The organism is Ohtaekwangia koreensis, from assembly GCF_900167975.1.
Classification (GTDB): Bacteria; Bacteroidota; Bacteroidia; order Cytophagales; family Cyclobacteriaceae; genus Ohtaekwangia; species Ohtaekwangia koreensis.
In genome coordinates this window covers 68,311-84,718 of record NZ_FUZU01000004.1, presented here as the reverse complement: position 1 = coordinate 84,718, position 16,408 = coordinate 68,311, and the positions used below count along the sequence as shown (strand labels likewise).

The 16,408-nt window shown below is 43.4% G+C and carries 20 protein-coding genes; 2 read left to right on the top strand and 18 right to left on the bottom strand.

Going from position 1 to position 16,408, the window contains the following annotated elements; genetic code table 11:
* Positions 1 to 105 precede the first annotated feature (105 nt).
* Positions 106 to 798 (top strand): hypothetical protein, encoded by a 693-nt coding sequence (locus B5Y40_RS23820; RefSeq protein WP_143785917.1) that lies wholly within the window; start codon positions 106 to 108, stop codon positions 796 to 798.
* Between the two features lie 536 nt (positions 799 to 1,334).
* Here the strand turns inward: B5Y40_RS23820 and B5Y40_RS23815 are convergent.
* The 18 genes from B5Y40_RS23815 to B5Y40_RS23735 form a co-directional block, all read right to left on the bottom strand.
* Positions 1,335 to 2,150 carry a hypothetical protein gene (locus B5Y40_RS23815; protein WP_079689385.1) on the bottom strand — a complete coding sequence of 272 codons (816 nt, stop codon included), beginning with the start codon at positions 2,148 to 2,150 and terminating at the stop codon, positions 1,335 to 1,337.
* A 55-nt stretch (positions 2,151 to 2,205) separates the two neighbouring features.
* Complete coding sequence (gene traN, locus B5Y40_RS23810; protein ID WP_079689384.1) at positions 2,206 to 3,054, bottom strand: conjugative transposon protein TraN; 849 nt, start codon at positions 3,052 to 3,054, stop codon at positions 2,206 to 2,208.
* 483 nt (positions 3,055 to 3,537) lie between these two features.
* On the bottom strand, positions 3,538 to 4,848 hold the full coding sequence (traM, locus tag B5Y40_RS23805) for a conjugative transposon protein TraM (protein ID WP_079689383.1): 1,311 nt from the start codon (positions 4,846 to 4,848) through the stop codon (positions 3,538 to 3,540).
* Between the two features lie 51 nt (positions 4,849 to 4,899).
* Positions 4,900 to 5,364 carry a hypothetical protein gene (locus B5Y40_RS23800; protein ID WP_079689382.1) on the bottom strand — a complete coding sequence of 155 codons (465 nt, stop codon included), beginning with the start codon at positions 5,362 to 5,364 and terminating at the stop codon, positions 4,900 to 4,902.
* A 10-nt stretch (positions 5,365 to 5,374) separates the two neighbouring features.
* Positions 5,375 to 5,992, bottom strand: a complete 618-nt coding sequence (gene traK, locus B5Y40_RS23795; protein WP_079689381.1) for a conjugative transposon protein TraK — start codon at positions 5,990 to 5,992, stop codon at positions 5,375 to 5,377.
* A gap of 9 nt (positions 5,993 to 6,001) precedes the next feature.
* Positions 6,002 to 7,171: a conjugative transposon protein TraJ gene (gene traJ / locus B5Y40_RS23790; RefSeq protein ID WP_079689380.1), complete on the bottom strand. Its 1,170-nt coding sequence runs from the start codon at positions 7,169 to 7,171 to the stop codon at positions 6,002 to 6,004.
* Between the two features lie 10 nt (positions 7,172 to 7,181).
* Positions 7,182 to 7,817 carry a hypothetical protein gene (locus B5Y40_RS23785; protein ID WP_079689379.1) on the bottom strand — a complete coding sequence of 212 codons (636 nt, stop codon included), beginning with the start codon at positions 7,815 to 7,817 and terminating at the stop codon, positions 7,182 to 7,184.
* An 18-nt stretch (positions 7,818 to 7,835) separates the two neighbouring features.
* Positions 7,836 to 8,483, bottom strand: coding sequence for a hypothetical protein (locus B5Y40_RS23780; RefSeq protein WP_079689378.1), 648 nt, complete (start codon positions 8,481 to 8,483; stop codon positions 7,836 to 7,838).
* Between the two features lie 15 nt (positions 8,484 to 8,498).
* Positions 8,499 to 8,723, bottom strand: coding sequence for a hypothetical protein (locus B5Y40_RS23775; protein ID WP_079689377.1), 225 nt, complete (start codon positions 8,721 to 8,723; stop codon positions 8,499 to 8,501).
* A 12-nt stretch (positions 8,724 to 8,735) separates the two neighbouring features.
* On the bottom strand, positions 8,736 to 9,413 hold the full coding sequence (locus B5Y40_RS23770; protein ID WP_079689376.1) for a conjugal transfer protein TraI: 678 nt from the start codon (positions 9,411 to 9,413) through the stop codon (positions 8,736 to 8,738).
* A gap of 17 nt (positions 9,414 to 9,430) precedes the next feature.
* On the bottom strand, positions 9,431 to 11,908 hold the full coding sequence (locus B5Y40_RS23765) for a TraG family conjugative transposon ATPase (RefSeq protein ID WP_079689375.1): 2,478 nt from the start codon (positions 11,906 to 11,908) through the stop codon (positions 9,431 to 9,433).
* An 11-nt stretch (positions 11,909 to 11,919) separates the two neighbouring features.
* Positions 11,920 to 12,264 carry a DUF4133 domain-containing protein gene (locus tag B5Y40_RS23760; RefSeq protein ID WP_079689374.1) on the bottom strand — a complete coding sequence of 115 codons (345 nt, stop codon included), beginning with the start codon at positions 12,262 to 12,264 and terminating at the stop codon, positions 11,920 to 11,922.
* An 11-nt stretch (positions 12,265 to 12,275) separates the two neighbouring features.
* A complete protein-coding gene (locus B5Y40_RS23755; protein ID WP_079689373.1) occupies positions 12,276 to 12,482 on the bottom strand; it encodes a hypothetical protein in 207 nt (68 codons plus the stop codon).
* 11 nt (positions 12,483 to 12,493) lie between these two features.
* Entirely contained in the window at positions 12,494 to 12,823 is a 330-nt protein-coding gene (locus tag B5Y40_RS23750; protein ID WP_079689372.1) for a DUF4134 domain-containing protein, read from the bottom strand.
* Between the two features lie 24 nt (positions 12,824 to 12,847).
* The gene (locus tag B5Y40_RS23745) at positions 12,848 to 13,423 is read right to left on the bottom strand and encodes a hypothetical protein (RefSeq protein ID WP_079689371.1); all 576 of its coding nucleotides are present in this window, start codon (positions 13,421 to 13,423) and stop codon (positions 12,848 to 12,850) included.
* Positions 13,424 to 13,747: 324 nt separating this feature from the next.
* Positions 13,748 to 13,876, bottom strand: coding sequence for a hypothetical protein (locus B5Y40_RS30035; protein WP_262497188.1), 129 nt, complete (start codon positions 13,874 to 13,876; stop codon positions 13,748 to 13,750).
* Between the two features lie 364 nt (positions 13,877 to 14,240).
* Complete coding sequence (locus tag B5Y40_RS23740) at positions 14,241 to 14,933, bottom strand: hypothetical protein (protein ID WP_079689370.1); 693 nt, start codon at positions 14,931 to 14,933, stop codon at positions 14,241 to 14,243.
* A gap of 44 nt (positions 14,934 to 14,977) precedes the next feature.
* A complete protein-coding gene (locus tag B5Y40_RS23735) occupies positions 14,978 to 15,325 on the bottom strand; it encodes a hypothetical protein (protein ID WP_079689369.1) in 348 nt (115 codons plus the stop codon).
* Between the two features lie 718 nt (positions 15,326 to 16,043).
* Between B5Y40_RS23735 and B5Y40_RS23730 the strand changes: the two genes are divergently transcribed.
* On the top strand, positions 16,044 to 16,406 hold the full coding sequence (locus tag B5Y40_RS23730; protein ID WP_079689368.1) for a hypothetical protein: 363 nt from the start codon (positions 16,044 to 16,046) through the stop codon (positions 16,404 to 16,406).
* Positions 16,407 to 16,408: the final 2 nt, after the last annotated feature.

The window sequence follows — 16,408 nt, the reverse complement described above, 5'->3', positions numbered from 1 at the left end:
TACTTTGACTTCGTGATAAAAAATGGAATAGGATTAGTTGAAATATATAGCAGGTAGGCTTAATCAATGTAGATATTGACTATGTGAGGAATAAAAGTTTAAGGTATGCGATTGCTAGCGGTATTAATTTGTCTTTGTCGGGTTGCTTGCGCCTCTGTCCTCTATGACTACGACTCGATTGTAAAATCTAATTATAAAGATTTAGATTTTTTTAAGCTCGAAGGCATTGATGAGATGCGAAATGATGAGCCAGGAAATTATCCTTATTTTAATATTACCTCGATCGGCAATGCAAGAAGAATAATTACGTATATACACAACGAACAAGAACGTACAGAGCAAGTTCCTCGAGAAATGAATGACTGTTGGTTAAGTATAACGGAGGTAAGCAATCAGCGGGAGCATTCGTTCATCTATACATTCTTGTATAATGACAAGGCAATTACATTTACTTACTTGTATGACTTGAAATACCCTCGTAAAAATGGTGAGAATTATATTCCCGATGATTTAGATTTAAGGAAACGGAAAGACTATACACTTAATGATCACTACCTTACCCAAGTTCGTGTCTATACCCCTCTAAAGACGATCACCTATTTTTTTGATTTTAAAAAGGGAAAGCGGAAGGTGTTGAGTAATCCATCTCTTGAGTTAGTTCAAGGGGTGGCGAAATCAAATTCGTTTAACAGCCTTGTTGATGAGCGCGTAATTCAAGGAGATATAGTTACCGAACAGCACATTAATAATCAATTAAATAGCGCAAACAAAAGCTGCTATAGCCTTCGTGATGCTTAGGGTTACAAGCATAACATTTATTATATGTTATTTTTTACACCGACTGAGGTAACGTGTCGGTAGGTGTATATAGTGAGTAATTTAATTGGCGTTTGTTTCTTTCATGAGTATATAAATACAGCTCGTATGCAATTGGAACTTGGTGGTGAATCAATTTATCAACATTTCCCGAGGGATATCGCGGAATATAAGTCTCTTTATGCAGTTGCTTAGATGCATACATTTTTTTAGGCTGCGTCTTCGATAACAACAAAAGGCCGATCAATCCCGTCTGGATTTATCGGCCTTTGATTCCTAACCTGCCTACCTGTAAGTGGGCAGAAGATCAAATATACTTGAATGTATATTATTTAAAAAAATGGAGGCTTAAGTGCCACCGAATTTGCCCTTACGGATGGAATGATTTGAGGATGATCTAAAACAAAAAGTCCGAATCATTACGGATTCGGGCTTTGTATTTCTTTGGTTTGTGTACCAGTGGAGCAGCGGTGAGGGAACGCCAAGAAACAAGCTGTTAATTTCCTTTACCAGAAATTTTACACAGACATCTTTCGTCCTTTAGACTTCTTCTCCTTCGCATCCGGCTCCTCCAGAATGTCCTTCTTATCAGACTTCTTTTTCTCAGAAGAGTTGTCATCTTGCGATTTACTCACGTCTGCTTTTTCGCCCTTATGTTCTTTCACCCCCTGAAACTGTTTCTTCATAGAGGAGTCATAGACAATCACATTCCGGTCTTTGGGATTGGCTTCCAGGAACATCTTTTCTTCTTTGCCATCCCGTTGGAAGGTCACGGGCTGAAGGTTCCCTTTTTCAAGTCCTTTCATGACCGATGCTTTTTGCTCCGGATCAGTAAGCTCTTTGATCGGATGCTTACCTATACTTTTCTCCAGATCAAATCCATACGCGGTATGATAGCGGTTCAATTTATGATGGCCATTGTCATCTTTCTCCTTGAAGTTGATCTGAAGCCACGCCTGGTATGGATTGTCTTCTCTGTCCATCAGCTTCTTGTTCACGGCACGGCCATCCAGCATATTATAGGCCTCTTTGGCTGTCACACCATTACCCTTGTTTATGTAGAAGGTTTGTGACTTCTCTTTCTCAGGATCTTCGTTTTTCAAAGTCGCCTGGTATTTATTTACAAAGTACATATCGCCCTGCTTGGACTTGGAGAAATCAACCTGATAGTCCACGACATCTTTCTTTTCTCCTTTCGAAAATTCTCCCTGGAATGGAAGTTGAAATTGTTCTTTTCCTGCTTTCATGTTCTTTTCTAACTCTGCATTCAGCTTGTCACCAAAGCCCAGGTAGAAAAGACGCTCTTTTAAGAATTCAGCATTTTGCTCATTCATGATTGACAATGTTTAATGTGTTATTCTCTTTGAGATTTATAGTATATATATGCCCTTAAGCCGAAGGTATTGGCTGTGCCCGTACAATGGTTCTGTTCCGGATGGTAAGCTTTAAATGGCGACCTCCTTTTTTTTCCATCAATTCGATGGCAAGAATTTTAGCATCGGGTATTGTGAACTTCCCCAAGGCGATGACTACATCCTGTGTGGTTTTCCCTTTCACCTCTGCTGCATTACCATATTGACTGAGGAGTTCTTCGGAGACTTCCTGTGAAGCGGTACGTTTTACCTTTTGCCTGTCCTTCACATAAAAGCGAAGCATATCAGTATGAAACGGAATGCTTGATTTGTTGGAAATCCTAAGGTGATAGAACATCACGTTCTCCTGGATATATATACCCTGTAGCGATAGTTTCATTCCACTATGCGAAGTATACTTTACCGGACGTCTTTCAGGAGAGTCCAGAATATCCTCGGCGATGCCCTGCATTTCATCCGAGGTTAATTCAGCTTGAATGAGCACGCGAGCCTCTCTATTTTCAGAAATACCGGCATGATGAACCTGTGTCGTCAATGAACGCGGATGGTCTGCATAGCGCACCAGAAAATGATGCAGCTTGCCATCGGTTGTGATCACGGTCAGGTTTGTCTCCTTGAAGTTTACTTTTCCGGCTTTTAACTGAAGAACATTATTTACTCCTTTAGCCTTTTGAGCCAGTACATCACGGCTTCCGCGATCCACGGAGGTGATGCCTGTTGGGAAAATGATACTGGAAGTTTTGTTGAACGTAACTTCAATGTTCTGCGACTCGATAGAAGGTTGACTGTTCACGTTTACTGCCAGCAAGGCAAAGAACCCGCCTAGAATGGTTCTGATATATATGTTGTTTAAGAAGTATATCATAGTTTTATTTTTTTAAATGAGTGAAAAAGCTGTGGTAATTGCTTACCACAACTAATTGTATGACGGTAAGTCTGCTATAAAAACAGATCTCCCAAACCACCCAACATCAGTAATTTGATATATAGGTTGTTGAAGAATGACAGAATAGACAAGGTCAACACTGCGCTTTTCATGGTTTTATTTTTTTAGTGTAGATGGATTCATTTGGCTAAAGCAAGGCTATAGACACGATTTTCGTTTCGATATATCTATAGCAGCAGCCAAATAATGATCTCAATAATCTCTTTTCTCAGAGACTGCAACACGTGTCAAGTGACAGGTGTATCTATAGCGAGTTCCGGACCTCGTTCTGCCCTTAGCGCTTTGCAACAGAAGTTGTGGCAGATACAACCTTGTTGCTTTCCTCAATGAGGCTGGCTGTTTTGCGTGATCTAGCAATCAGAGCTATGCATGAGGAATTTTTAAAATGTTTTGAATGTGATTTTATTGAACCGGTTGGTTTTTGTCTTTCAGCAATACCTGGTATCCCGCCTTTACCGTTACTTTGATAAGCTTGGCTTTCCGGGAGAATAAACCTTTGGCAGCCTCAATGCCTGCGGTGGCAGCCTGCGCACCGAGCGAGTTATCCATAGAGTATAGTTCGACATCCTGAATGGATTGACTGGAGGCTTGCTTGGCAGCATCCCGTGTGATCGCTCCCGGTATATATACCCCTTCCATGCCATCAAGATCAAAAGCAGAAAGAGACACAGGCAGTAATGAACTTTCATTTCGTATTGAGCTGATCGATATGGTTAGCCTTTCACCATTGATGGCACACGTACCAAATACGAACTGATCTTTTTCGATACGTTGTCCGTTGATATATACATCCGAAAGCAGACGTAGCTTCACAGTCGATCCGGCTACTACAGTTTGCGTATCATGAATGACCGCCTGGATTGCATTTGCTTGTTCATCACTTGACACCACCTCGCCATCCAGTCCGTAAAAATCATTCTGCGTAGACTCGGCTGCATATAGCGGAGTATATATACTATCACGTTTTACAGGTGCATTTTCAACCAGTGAAATATTATCTTCACTCGCAGCTGCTTCCACTGGAAATACCTGTTGTTGATACTGACGGCTTTGTTCCCGGATCTTTTCACGCACCCTGTCAGGATGCTGCACGTCCAGAATTTTATCGAGCATGCTTTCGATCTGTTGCATCTCCGGATCATTCGTATCGGAGCTTGCCATGATTTGCATCATCTTTTCCAGCCGGTCAACATCTTCCGTGATGGGTGTGCCCGAACCAACGGCTATATTTTGTGCGGAAGAAGTTTCCTTAGTAGCGGCTATAGGCTGATCGTGTTGATTAAGCTGTGTTGTTAACTGCGCAAGTTTCTCGTTAATCATCTTTTCGTTCCTGTCCATCTGCGCATACTTGTCTTTGCTTCCCAGAGAGGTGTTGAGTTTGTTCTCTTCTTTTGGAATGGTATCGGAGGTCTCGTTTCCCTTTAAGGTGCTGATTACATAGTAAGGATCATTGCGTCTTGCTTCCTCAAACTTGAGTGAATCACGTTTGGCTTGTTCGTACAGGTCGAACTTATTCCACTGTTCATCCTCTTTGTCAAAATGCGGTCCGGGTAATTCCATGTTCAGGCCGGAGGTGACCTCCTGCGCTTGTACCGGTGTACCTTGTCCGCCTCCCAGCGCCCAGAAGATCATGGTAATGAAAGGCAGGACGAGCAAGGGCAAGACCATATAGAATCTCCTTTGCTGCAAGAATTTTTGTGAATGCGGTTTCATAAAAAAAGTATTTAATGGTGAAGTATATAGTATTGAAAATGTGATCTGTTTTTATCTTCTATTGCTATAGATGCTGATCAGGAAATTGATGCTGTCCAGTAGCCCAGCGTGCCCCTGAAGGAGTTCATCGTATACCGGTCGATTAGTTTTGTAAAGACTGTCCAGTGTTGATTTAAATTTTAGCAGCATGAGATAGTCTTCTTCTGCGATCACGGCATCACGTTCACGTGGTGGAATGATGAAAGCTGTGGCATTCATGCCTTCGGGTATATTGAATGTATGCGTGGATGAATCCTGAAAAGGACGTATGATGAGTGCAAGGCTTATGCCTCCCATGAGCACACCCGCCAGCAAGAGTATACGTTTTTGTTGGCGTAATGAAAGCTTCTGACTCTGCCTGCCCAGGAAGTTTGCCAGTTGAAGCTTGAGGATATCTACCCACTCAGCGAATCTTCCCTTGATCCTTTGATCTCCGGATTGACTATCGTCCTTGTTATCTTTTGTAAATGGTTTCATATCAATTGGATTATCGGTTTATAGTTTTGATGTCTTTGTTCTCCCGGGTGTTCCAGCGTTCGATCAGAAAGCCATGGGAGTTATTGTCAGACCGCGCTACATTTCGCAAGTATCCTTCTGTTATGAGGCTTCTCATCACTACAGATGTAGCCCGTATGATTCTTTGTTTAGAATAATAGCGGAAGTAGTAGGGGTAAATGTCCAGGTCGAGGTGAATGCTATCCACTTCAATGTCCTGGCTTATGTTTCCTGAAATGATGTTCGAATAGTACCGGCTCTCTTTCAGGTTATCATACTGTCGCTTGGCCGATATATCTGCCAGATACAAGGCCTTGTTAACATTGGTCTGGATCATCTTATCATCCGGGTCGAGGGTAAAGAAGTAGTGATGAAACATCTTTACATGGTCGCGTGCCTCTACGGGTATATTATCCCTTCGTTCTGCCGAGTATGCTTCCAGTGCTTTTGCATTGGAGAGAATATATATTCTTTCCTGCGTCTGCGTGATGAGCTGAAAGCTTTTATACACCGTGTAGCAACACATGAATGCACAGGCCACGATAAGCGCCAGCGAAAACATGCGTATGTGCTTGAAAGCCGTATCTATATTTTTGAGTTGCTGAAACATGCCGGTTGATTATTTATTGCCGGAAAGTTTATCGTGCATATGCCCACCCGATGACGCATTGTATTTACCCGCAGTGGATGAACCGGATTGTGACTGCGATGCTGGTGAAGACTTGAAAAGCCCGGTTGCCCCGGTTACCGTTGTGGAGGCAACGGAGCGCGCAGTACCTGTAAATACATTGGAAACTTTGTGCAGGAGTATATTTCCGCCACCGGCATGTACGATATAGTTTGCCACCGAGGGTACGGTGAAATATCCGATGATGCCAATGATGAGGAAGATGATATAGCCCGTATCGGAAGCGCTAAAGAACGTATCGCCGTATAGCTCGATTTGTTCGATGTCGATGCGCAGCATGTTCTCCTGTATCTTGGCAATAATGCTTCCGAAAATGTTTGCTACCGGCAGCCACAGAAATACATTGATATAGCGGGCGATCCATACGGTGAGCGTATGCTGCAAGCCATCAAAAACAGATAAGCCGAATACCAGCGGCCCTAGTATAGCCAATACGATCAGATAGAACGTTCGCAGTGTATTGATACAAAGCGCGGCTGCTTCATAGAGTATATGTAGTATTTCTGACATCCATTGCTTGATGGCATTCTTGATCCCGTAGGCGGTCTTGGCCATCAGGAATTTTATGCCATTGCTGAGTAAGTCGGGGCCCGTTTCTTCTTCACCCTCCGGATAGTTATAGCGATACCATTTGCCATGGGTGCCCTCATCGCCATACAATTGCCAGGTAATCGTTTTTTTAATGGCGTCTTCCTTTTGCTTTAGCAGATAGGCTATAGCATTGTTGGAGTTTGTCATCATGGCCGCCGTTCCGGTTACGGTAGGCTTCAACACACCATTGATCAGGCCGATGACATAGGGAAAAAGAAGTATAGCCAGTCCCAATGCGAAAGGCCTCAGCAGGGGATAAAAATCGATAGGCTCTGCATTGGCAAGGCTTCGCCATACGCGTGAGGCGATATACCAGAGTGCTGCAAAGCCTGCTATACCTCTGCCTACTCCAATGAGTTGGTTGCATAGCGGAAGCATATCCGTATATAGCTCATCGAGTACACTTTGCAGGCTGTGTATCTCACCGGCAAACGTCTGGGCTTTAGAAAATATTGGAAATAAGATTCCTGTGACCATCAGGATGATGGTCTTTACTATACTTGGTCTCATACATTTTTCTTTAAGGTGTTACTTCATAGAGCTTCTGTAATGTTTCCACATCGTGATTCTCGCGTGCCCGTTGCATGACCAGCATCTGCGTGCTGCTGTTGAAGACCTTCAGGAAAACAAGTTTGTTTTCCATGTCCAGGTAAATCCGGTCAATGGCCTGCAAGCGTTCTTCATCGCTCATGCGTAGCTTGGAGGCTGTCACAATCATGAGCAACTCATCGAGATTGCGCAGGCTTTGATTGAAAAGATTGTCATATACATTTTCCAGGTATTTGATCTCGCGCACGGTCAGGTTCGGATCATTCTTGAAGCGATTAAAGGCTCGTTTGTATTCGCTGACCAGGTACTCCTGATACTGTATGATCGTGGGAATACGCTTGTAATTTTTCACCGCTGGATTTACAGCAAAGAGTCCATCGAGAAATACCTGGTGCAAGTTGAAATTCCCTTCGGCTATATCTTTGATCGTGTTGTATCCTTTGGTCAATATCTTATAGCCCTTGTACATGTTATCCAGTATCTCTTCCAACTGTTGAAGCTTTTCGTAATTGAGAATGAGCTGGACGGCTTCCTGCGACTGTGCTTGACTTCGCAAGGGAAAGCACAAGCCGATCAGTAACCCTGCCATTGTTGCTAACTTTTTCATGATGTATACTTTATTATACTATATCTCGCTATATAATTTCCCGGAACCTTTGATCTGGTTTTTCTCCTTCGCCCTTTCCAGGGAAAGTAACCGCGTGCTGTCAATGAAGTCCTGCGTGAAGGTATATTTGTCCTGCATAGCATCATGCACCTTATCGAGCCGTAGCAATCGTTCATCGTCTTTCATTTCCGCTTCCCCGGATGTAGTGATTAGCGTTAATTCATCGATGGAGGCGTCACATTCTTTCAGCATGTTCGCATATACATCTTCGATATAGCGGACTTCATCGGCAGTTAGATTTTCATCCTTGCGACAGTCATTCACAAACTTCCTGAAGTCCGTGATAATACTTTGCTGGTAGGTTAGTACCTCCTTTACTTTGGGGGAGTTCTTTACTACGGAGCTTACTTGTTTTAAAGAGTTCAGATAGTCTTTGTCCATGGTAAATGTTCCGTTCTTAATCTCACCAATTGTGGTGAGCCCCTTGTCAACAATCTCGTAGCCTTTCTTCAGGTATTCGAGATACACTTTCAGCGCAGCGATCTGCTCAAGCAGGTACTTGCGCTGGGTCTTCTTCTGACGAAACCATTCGTTGAAGTTGGGCGTCTGCGCCTGGATGGTTAGCCAACCACACAAGAGGAGCATGAGTATCCCTATATTTTTCATAGTCTCTTGTTGTTCTTATTTTATCAGTTCGTAAATCTTGAGCATTCTTTCGTGAAGCTCGCCGGCGAGTTGTTGCATCCGGCCCAGTTCACCCATGTCTACTTTATCGAAGGGCCTATAGCCGCGTGCGTTGATCTTTTCACGTATGAGGTGAAGCTGGCAGATGGGGCTATTGAACTTAAAGCAGGTTTCCATCAGCATGGCGATGTGTCGCGAAATATCTTTTTCGTGTTCGTTCATGATCTTGCACTATTAGAGGCCGTATAATTTTTTCACGCGATCAACTTCAGATTGCGTTCGGGCACGGTTCAAACTGATCTGGTAGGTATTCATATTGAATTCCAGCAGGTCGATGAAGTTCTGTTCAATCCGGTCTCCGGCCTGCGTGATGATAGCGAGCCGCTGCGCATCCGTCATCTGTGTCTTAAAGGAGTTGATGACAAGAAGGACCTGGTCGAGATTCTTTACACTTTCGTTGAGGATGCCGGTATATACCCGGTACATATAGTCAATCTCACTTTCTGTAAAGTGCTTATCCTGCCGCACCAGGTTCCAGGCACGTTTATACTCGTCCACAATCCGAACCTGCTTGTCCATGATCTCACGAATGCGTTGATAGGCTGCCAGCGCGTTCTTTACTTTCCAGAGTTCTTCGTAATACTCCTGGTATAGCTTCCGGTGCTTCTCTGTCCACTCGGCGATCTCGGTAAGCTTGAGTTCAGAGAGTTTATTCTCCAGAACTTTCTGCGCGTTTTGCAGCCAGATGGTTTTGTTCTGTAATCGCTGAATCATCAGGTCCACTGCTTTGATTACCTTCTTCACCGCCTCCTTGATGATCTTTAAGATCGGTATAGCAGCCTTAACTTCAGGCGTTGGTGTCACCGTCAAACAGACCGTTGTTAAGAAAAGTATGATCCCTATTTTTTTCATGTTCACTACAGTTTGCGTTATGCTATTCCCATGCGTATATCATTGGCAAGGGCCGCTATACCTTTCCGGATGTCACCGCCCCATTTCTTTGTGTATGCCTGCACCTTGATCTTTTCCGATTCCTCTGTTGTATAGGCCAGGTATTCTTCGAGTGAAACTTCTGTGGCATATACTTTTGAAAGTACTCCGCCCAGACTGATAAATACTTCCTTATACTTTCGGGAAGGATCATTGCTCTTGTTGATGGAGAGCACCAGTGCTTTCTCTTTTTCAGTAAGACCTAATAGTTCCTGTATCTGATCGAACTTGTTTTGATATTTACTTTGGTCAAGCAGGATCTTGCAATCGGAGTTGTTGATGATGGCTTGCTTGACAATGGGGGAGCTGATAATGTCTTCCACTTCCTGCGTGACGACAATCGCTTCGCCATAGAATTTGCGAACCGTCTTGAACAGGTATTTGATATACTCGGCCATACCTTCCTTGGCAATTGCTTTCCACGCTTCTTCAATGAGGATCATTTTGCGTATACCTTTGAGCTTGCGCATTTTTGAAATGAACACTTCCATGATGATGATGGTCACTACCGGGAAGAGGATGGGATGATCCTTGATGTTGTCGAGCTCAAAGACAATAAAGCGTTCACGCAACAGATCAAGATTTTCAGTAGCGTTCAACAGGTAATCAAATTCTCCGCCTTTATAGTAAGGCCGCAGTACATAGAGGAAGTTCTCGGCATCGAAGTCTTTCTCCTTTACCTTGTCTGCTTTGAGTATAGCGATAAACTCATCGCGCAGAAATTCATAGTAGGCATCAAAGCATGGGAAAAGTTTTTTGTTCTTCCCTAACTTCTCATAGTACATCTGTAGAGATATAGACAGGGCTACATATTCCGAGCGGTTAAAGGTCTCATCATCTTTCTTCCATAGTGCCAGCAGCAAGGTCTTGATGCTTTCTTTTTTTTCGGTGTCCAGCGTATCGCCCGTTCCAATAAAAAAGGGATTGAATTTGATAGGATTGGATTCATCGTAAGTGAAGTAATATCCATTCACCAAATCACACAGTCCTTTGTAGGAATGGCCTACGTCCACCAGCACGATGTGTGTGCCTTGTTCATAGTAGGAGCGGACCATGTGATTGGTGAAGAATGACTTTCCACTTCCGGAGGGACCAAGTATAAATTTATTTCGATTGGTACAGATGCCGCGTTTAACCGGCTCGTCTGATATATCTACATGTACCGGCTTGCCCGTCAGACGATCACCCAGACGGATACCGACCGGACTGAGTGAAGAACGGTAGGAGGTTTCAAGATTCAGAAAGCATGTAGCCTGTTCGGCAAACGTATCGAAGGTATCGTTTACGGGAAAGTCTGCTTCGTTGCCGGGTATACCTGCCCAGTATATCTGGGGAGCGCCATCAGATTCCTGTTTGGCAACAGCATCCATCTGCGCCAGTGCTGATGACACTAGCGTTTTCAATTCTTTCAGATCAGATTTGTTGTCCGTCCACAGCATCACATTGAAATGTGCTTTCACCGGTTGTCGCTGCTGGCCAATCGCTTCATTGAGAAAATCGTTGGTGGCATCGCGGCTTATCGCGTTCTCGCGCGAATACGTTGACAGCGATTGAAGTCGGAGGCGCTTACTTTCCAGTTGCTTAATTGTCTTGTTCGCATCCTCAATAAAGATGTACTGATTGTAGATGTGGTTACAGGACAACAGTTGTCCTATGGGTGAAGCAAAGCCTACGCTGAACTTGGTTTTGTCCGTGGAGTATTTATCGTAGTTGATGCGGGAACCACACAAGGTCGGCAGGTCTTCAACATCCGATAGGGTATATACCTGGCAGTACTGATCTCCAATCTTCAGACCGTCCCTGAAGTGGATATCCTTGATCATAGGGAGATCTGTATCGGATAAAAGAAAGCAATATCTCTCCAGCAACCCTGCCTGCCTGTCAGACCCTGCCAGACCATCGTTACTGATACGCCTGAGCTTTACAAAACCGCTGTCTTGCAGGATGCGTTCGAATTGTCCTGCACTGTCCAGAAACTCCTGCATACGCTGCGGATTGATAGTCTCTGATGGCACCACGCTGCTGCGAATGAGATTGGAAAACATTGAAGAGGAAAGCTTCCGGTCTGCCGGCTTTTGTGTGAGCATGATATAGCACCGGTGATCGAGGTACGGTCTTTCATGAAAGAACCGTTCGCTGGCTCTCGTTAAAAACGAGAGGTCACTGTTTTCAAAATCGGCTTTATGCTTTTGGGCAAAGAACCAATCCTGTTTATGAAAGACAGAATTCTTCGGCAATACTTTTATAGCCTTTACTAGGATCTGGTGAAAGGCTTCATAGTCCTGGTCGGAGAGGGTAAATATCTCCGGCAATGTGGCTTCGAAGGCAAGGGTGACATCACCTTGCTTGGAAAGCATACAGTCGTGCTCGACTTTATATACCGGAAATATTTGCAGGAGTGGAATGGGTTGTGACATAGAACGGATCTTTAGTTGTGAGGATTTACGTGTTGCATTTTAGCAGATAACCGCAGAAAGATTTTCCGGGAAGGACATTCGAGGTGTTCCGGAATGTTGCGTTTGGCAAGCTTCTTTACCAGTCCATGTTGGCCATAGGTGTCACTCAGCCGGTAGATGCCCAGGAAGAGCAACGTGCCCAGCAGTAGAATTACCCCCAGGCACACAAACATATTTAGACCACTGATATAGAGTATAGCGAAAATGATCAGGAGTAGGAGTATACCTATACCCAAATAGCCAATGTACTGTGCCTTGAGGCCCTTAAATTCTATTGGCTTGTTAATGCCTTTGTTGATTTTATATACACTGTTCATGGCAATGTGCTTTAGAATTTCCTTCCGCGTCTTCTACGTTGCTTTACCGGCTTGTCTTCGTCATGGAAATCCGCTTTTTCAGTTTTGGATGGCATTCGGTTTTCCAAGAAGTCATCGCCTTTGAGTATTTGCCTGTCCCATATTTGTTCCAGCTTCTCAAGTGCCCGGTCATCGGTGTTGCCGGGCTGTTGTGTTTTTCGTTTATCATTCGAAGGCATATACTATATATTTATACCCCAAAGAATGATTTCAATACCGTGGCTACCACTACCAGAAAGATGCAGCTACCAAACCATGCAGCGGCCACGCGTCCGGTATCCGGATCGCCACTGTTCCATTTCTGATATACCTTGACCGCGCCGATGAGACCGAGTACTGCACCGATGGCATACATCAGGTTTGTGCCCGTGTCGAAATAACTTCTTACGCGCGTGTTGGCTTCGTTGATACCGGCATTGCCATCCTGTGCGTAGCTATAGATATAGGTGATACTATATATAGCCAGGGCCAACGCAAATGCTTTTCCTTTTCGCAGGGTTGAATAAATTTTTGTCTTCATGATACATAGATGTTTTAGTGTGGATTATTTTTTTGAAGGCCGTTCTTCTTCCCACCAGGCGTTTACCTCGGAAGAAGACAGATCGAATGAAAACTGCTGGCGACCCGCATCAACAATGTAGAAGTTGATGGCATCGCGATAGGTAGTGCTACGCAAATGAGGATAGCGAAGCAATAGCGTTCTGAAAAGTGATTCACCCTCGGCTTTATCCGATTTATATTCTGCCAAAAGTTGTGAAAGTGTTTTGACTTCTTGAAGCAGGTCCGCTACACTGCCGATCAGCAGAGTGTCTTGGGATGATGCTTCGGGTGAAGTCACTGTTTCAGGTTCTTCATCGGTTGTGTCAGCATAGATCTCCTCTGCTGCTGCTACTGATGAGCGAAGTTCTTGTGTTGATTCCTTTTGGATGCCACCCATCACTGCGTGCGATGGTTCTGCAATTCCGGTTGATTCTGTTTGAGCGACTGGTTGCTGCCCGCTGGATTTTATCCATTGGATAATCTCCCTGTGATAGAGCAGCAGCGTAGTAATACCGTAGTAGCTGCCGATGGCTGCCACTAGCGCGGTAACAAAAAATTCCCAGGTGATAGAAGTGAACATAAGCCTTCGTGTTTTGATTTCGAAGGCTAAGGTGTGCGAGATTAAAATTCCGTATTCACAATTCTGTCAGAATACGGATAAACTTTTTCTTCAAGCAAAAAAAAGGAAAGGAATATATATTCAACGGAAAATTCAAATCACATCAATGCTGACCATCGTTCATGAAAAGTATACGGATCATCATCTATATTAATATGTACCGGCTGTGGTTGACGCTGTTCCATGTGGAATATATAGAGATTGGCAGTTGTCTTCCTTTGCTAATACAGACATTTCATATCTGCTCCGTATTTTCTTTTATGATTAAGTTCAGATCCCTCGTGTTTAGCGTTGATCGCTGTTGTCAGGATTCAGGCTCAACGATGGAGGTATATCTACCTGATGGGAGATGAATTCATCCGCAGTTGTAGATTTTGGAAACTCATTCTGATTCGTCTCTGGTAATTCAGTCAACCCATTGTCTGTTTACTTTTGGTTTTGTTATCATCTGTTTAGGTACATCAGTGTGTACATAATTTTTCAATGCAACTGTCTCCAGTTCAAGTTGCTCTGTTAGCAACTTGTCCATTTCGATTGCAGTCTTATTCTCTACAGTAAAGCCGCGACTTAGTTTTCTTGGTTCAGATTGAGAAGGCTCCTGATCTTCATCAACAGCTTTATTATAGTATCGCTTATAGGAAAGTACCTGGTCATTAATGAGTGACTGAATGGATGGATAAGTTTTCTTTAAGAAAGACTTGCTGTAGAAGTTTTTAGGTGCATCTACAGTAACATAGAACTCGGCGCGCTCGCGTAGCTTTTCAAATTCTGCAAGGCTTTAGTGATGTTTTGATCCCCCATTGGGAGAGCCGGATTCTTTGGTAAGCGCCACGTAGAAGGCAATTGAAAAAATGATGTTCTTTACCATGTTGCTTCCATTGTGCAGCGCCCAGGAGAGTAAAAAATTCTCATCAGCTTTTGGAATAAACCGATCCACCGTGAGAAACAAAAAGAGATTGGTGCCGAAATAGAAGAACACGCCAGCTCCTACCCAGAACATCACCATGCGTTCGATATAGGGTTCAGGTAATTCCTGGATGATCTGGTAAAAGTATATCAGGCAAAAGATCATCAGCACAATGCTGGAAACAGTAAACAGGTTAGTGTTCAGTCCGTGTACTCCCTGAATGTAAACGAAATTAATAGCGGCAAATATTATAAAGGCTATACTTACCACGTCTGCCAATCTCTTAAATGCTATACGGGTATACTCTGTCCGATAGATAAACATGAGTATAAGGAATTGAAGCAACCCGTAAACACTAACAACCGGGTTGGGATTGATGTGATAGCGCGTGTAGATCAGGAAACTCACCAGATCAGCCAGCCCTGAAACGATCAGCAGCACTCCGAGCAACCATACGCTGCCCGGTTGCTTCCTCTTGTAAACGGCAATGGCAAAAAGAGCAAGAGGTAGCAGTACTGAATAGGAGGATATATTTCGAACGCCAATATAGGTTTCTAAAGTCATTGCGCTAACGAGAGAGTCTTTTTTTCATTCAACACTGTAAAGTGCTAGTTCTTGGGGCAGAACGGAGGACAGGTGGTGGATGCATCAACAATGAGACCGCCTGTTGCATTCTCTCCGTCTTCATCGCTATTGCCATCCGGCCAGATATTACTTCCATCTTCGCGTGCACCTACCAGAAGCAATTGCTTCACACCTTCGTCATTGGTAGCATAATAGATACGCATACCTACACAACCGTCTTGCGCGAGTACTTGGTTAATAATGTCCGAACCAAAGAAATGGGCACGTATGCTGTCTTTGGCGGGATGTTTCTCTTCATGGTTCTTGAGCCATTTGTCTGCCGTCTTCTTTGAAATAGGCTTGCCCACATCAGGGCTTAGGGTGTACTCCATTGGTAGTTGTTTGGTTTAGAGTGATTATTTACTTCGCTGGTTGAGGCTTTCTCAAACCGGTGGGCAAGTATATATATACCCTTAAAAAGAGTTACAACAACTTACTGTTAAATAGTACAGCGTTTCTTACTGGTAAAAAACTACCATGACACATAGTACATTTTTACCATGACACGAGGCTGGAATCGGTTTTGCCTATGTAAATACTATGTGTTCAGATATTAAAAGGTTGTCTATACCTATAGTCCTTACATCACGCCACGATTTTGCAGGTACAAAAGCCACAAAAAAGAATGTAGCCCTCGGTATATCTACGGAATTTGTCATCAGTAAGACTAAATTCAGCAGAGGCGTTTAAAATTTACTGTCGGTGATGCATTTAATTTTTTTGTGGGAGATATAACACCTGCGAAATAATGGATTTATATTTTTTTAGTCTCGTTAACCTTCTTTGTAATAGGATATACTTCTATTAGTGGTATTTATTTCACGATAACATACGCAATGTATAGTCTTGTTGTAAATCAAAGTATATATATATCTTATAAATCCGGTGTATTTTGGGAGCATCAAAAAATATATACTTGCCAAGAATTAAAGCGTTACCAATCAAGAGAATCTTGTCGTCAACAACCTGTATTTCCTTGCCGCCTTTTTAATTTTAAGCGGGTTGTATTCATATCTACTGCGGAGTAGCCGAACACTGATTTACACATTTATGGGCGTAGTTCTTTGCTTTTTTGTTTGGGATAGTCTTGCTCAGCAAAACATAACCGGTGTGCAAAGCTATATGATAACGTTTTGTACTGTACTACTTCTCGGATATGCTACTGTCTACTACGAGCATCTCCTGCATACTTCACCGGTTACTGTTCTATTGAAGTACCCGCTTTTCTGGATCAACTCAGCCGTCACCTATTACTATGGACTTAACTTTTTCATCTTCATTTTCAGTACCTATATTTTCGAGAACCTGAAAGATCATGAAATAGTAGTAGTCTGGATTTTTCACAACACGAATAACATCATCAAAAATGTATTGCTGGCTGTCGGTATTTACTATGCTGGCAAGGAGGAATAGAC

What these genes read in the sequence shown, in the direction of transcription:
- traN (WP_079689384.1), bottom strand. Translation starts at nt 3,054, where the DNA reads ATGATATACTTCTTAAACAACATATATATCAGAACCATTCTAGGCGGG.
- B5Y40_RS23815 (WP_079689385.1), bottom strand. Translation starts at nt 2,150, where the DNA reads ATGAATGAGCAAAATGCTGAATTCTTAAAAGAGCGTCTTTTCTACCTG.
- B5Y40_RS23730 (WP_079689368.1), top strand. Translation starts at nt 16,044, where the DNA reads ATGGGCGTAGTTCTTTGCTTTTTTGTTTGGGATAGTCTTGCTCAGCAA.
- traJ (WP_079689380.1), bottom strand. Translation starts at nt 7,171, where the DNA reads ATGAGACCAAGTATAGTAAAGACCATCATCCTGATGGTCACAGGAATC.
- B5Y40_RS23785 (WP_079689379.1), bottom strand. Translation starts at nt 7,817, where the DNA reads ATGAAAAAGTTAGCAACAATGGCAGGGTTACTGATCGGCTTGTGCTTT.
- B5Y40_RS23775 (WP_079689377.1), bottom strand. Translation starts at nt 8,723, where the DNA reads ATGAACGAACACGAAAAAGATATTTCGCGACACATCGCCATGCTGATG.
- B5Y40_RS23770 (WP_079689376.1), bottom strand. Translation starts at nt 9,413, where the DNA reads ATGAAAAAAATAGGGATCATACTTTTCTTAACAACGGTCTGTTTGACG.
- traM (WP_079689383.1), bottom strand. Translation starts at nt 4,848, where the DNA reads ATGAAACCGCATTCACAAAAATTCTTGCAGCAAAGGAGATTCTATATG.
- B5Y40_RS23760 (WP_079689374.1), bottom strand. Translation starts at nt 12,264, where the DNA reads ATGAACAGTGTATATAAAATCAACAAAGGCATTAACAAGCCAATAGAA.
- B5Y40_RS23735 (WP_079689369.1), bottom strand. Translation starts at nt 15,325, where the DNA reads ATGGAGTACACCCTAAGCCCTGATGTGGGCAAGCCTATTTCAAAGAAG.
- B5Y40_RS23740 (WP_079689370.1), bottom strand. Translation starts at nt 14,933, where the DNA reads ATGACTTTAGAAACCTATATTGGCGTTCGAAATATATCCTCCTATTCA.
- traK (WP_079689381.1), bottom strand. Translation starts at nt 5,992, where the DNA reads ATGTTTCAGCAACTCAAAAATATAGATACGGCTTTCAAGCACATACGC.
- B5Y40_RS23820 (WP_143785917.1), top strand. Translation starts at nt 106, where the DNA reads ATGCGATTGCTAGCGGTATTAATTTGTCTTTGTCGGGTTGCTTGCGCC.
- B5Y40_RS23800 (WP_079689382.1), bottom strand. Translation starts at nt 5,364, where the DNA reads ATGAAACCATTTACAAAAGATAACAAGGACGATAGTCAATCCGGAGAT.
- B5Y40_RS23780 (WP_079689378.1), bottom strand. Translation starts at nt 8,483, where the DNA reads ATGAAAAATATAGGGATACTCATGCTCCTCTTGTGTGGTTGGCTAACC.
- B5Y40_RS23745 (WP_079689371.1), bottom strand. Translation starts at nt 13,423, where the DNA reads ATGTTCACTTCTATCACCTGGGAATTTTTTGTTACCGCGCTAGTGGCA.
- B5Y40_RS23750 (WP_079689372.1), bottom strand. Translation starts at nt 12,823, where the DNA reads ATGAAGACAAAAATTTATTCAACCCTGCGAAAAGGAAAAGCATTTGCG.
- B5Y40_RS23765 (WP_079689375.1), bottom strand. Translation starts at nt 11,908, where the DNA reads ATGTCACAACCCATTCCACTCCTGCAAATATTTCCGGTATATAAAGTC.
- B5Y40_RS23755 (WP_079689373.1), bottom strand. Translation starts at nt 12,482, where the DNA reads ATGCCTTCGAATGATAAACGAAAAACACAACAGCCCGGCAACACCGAT.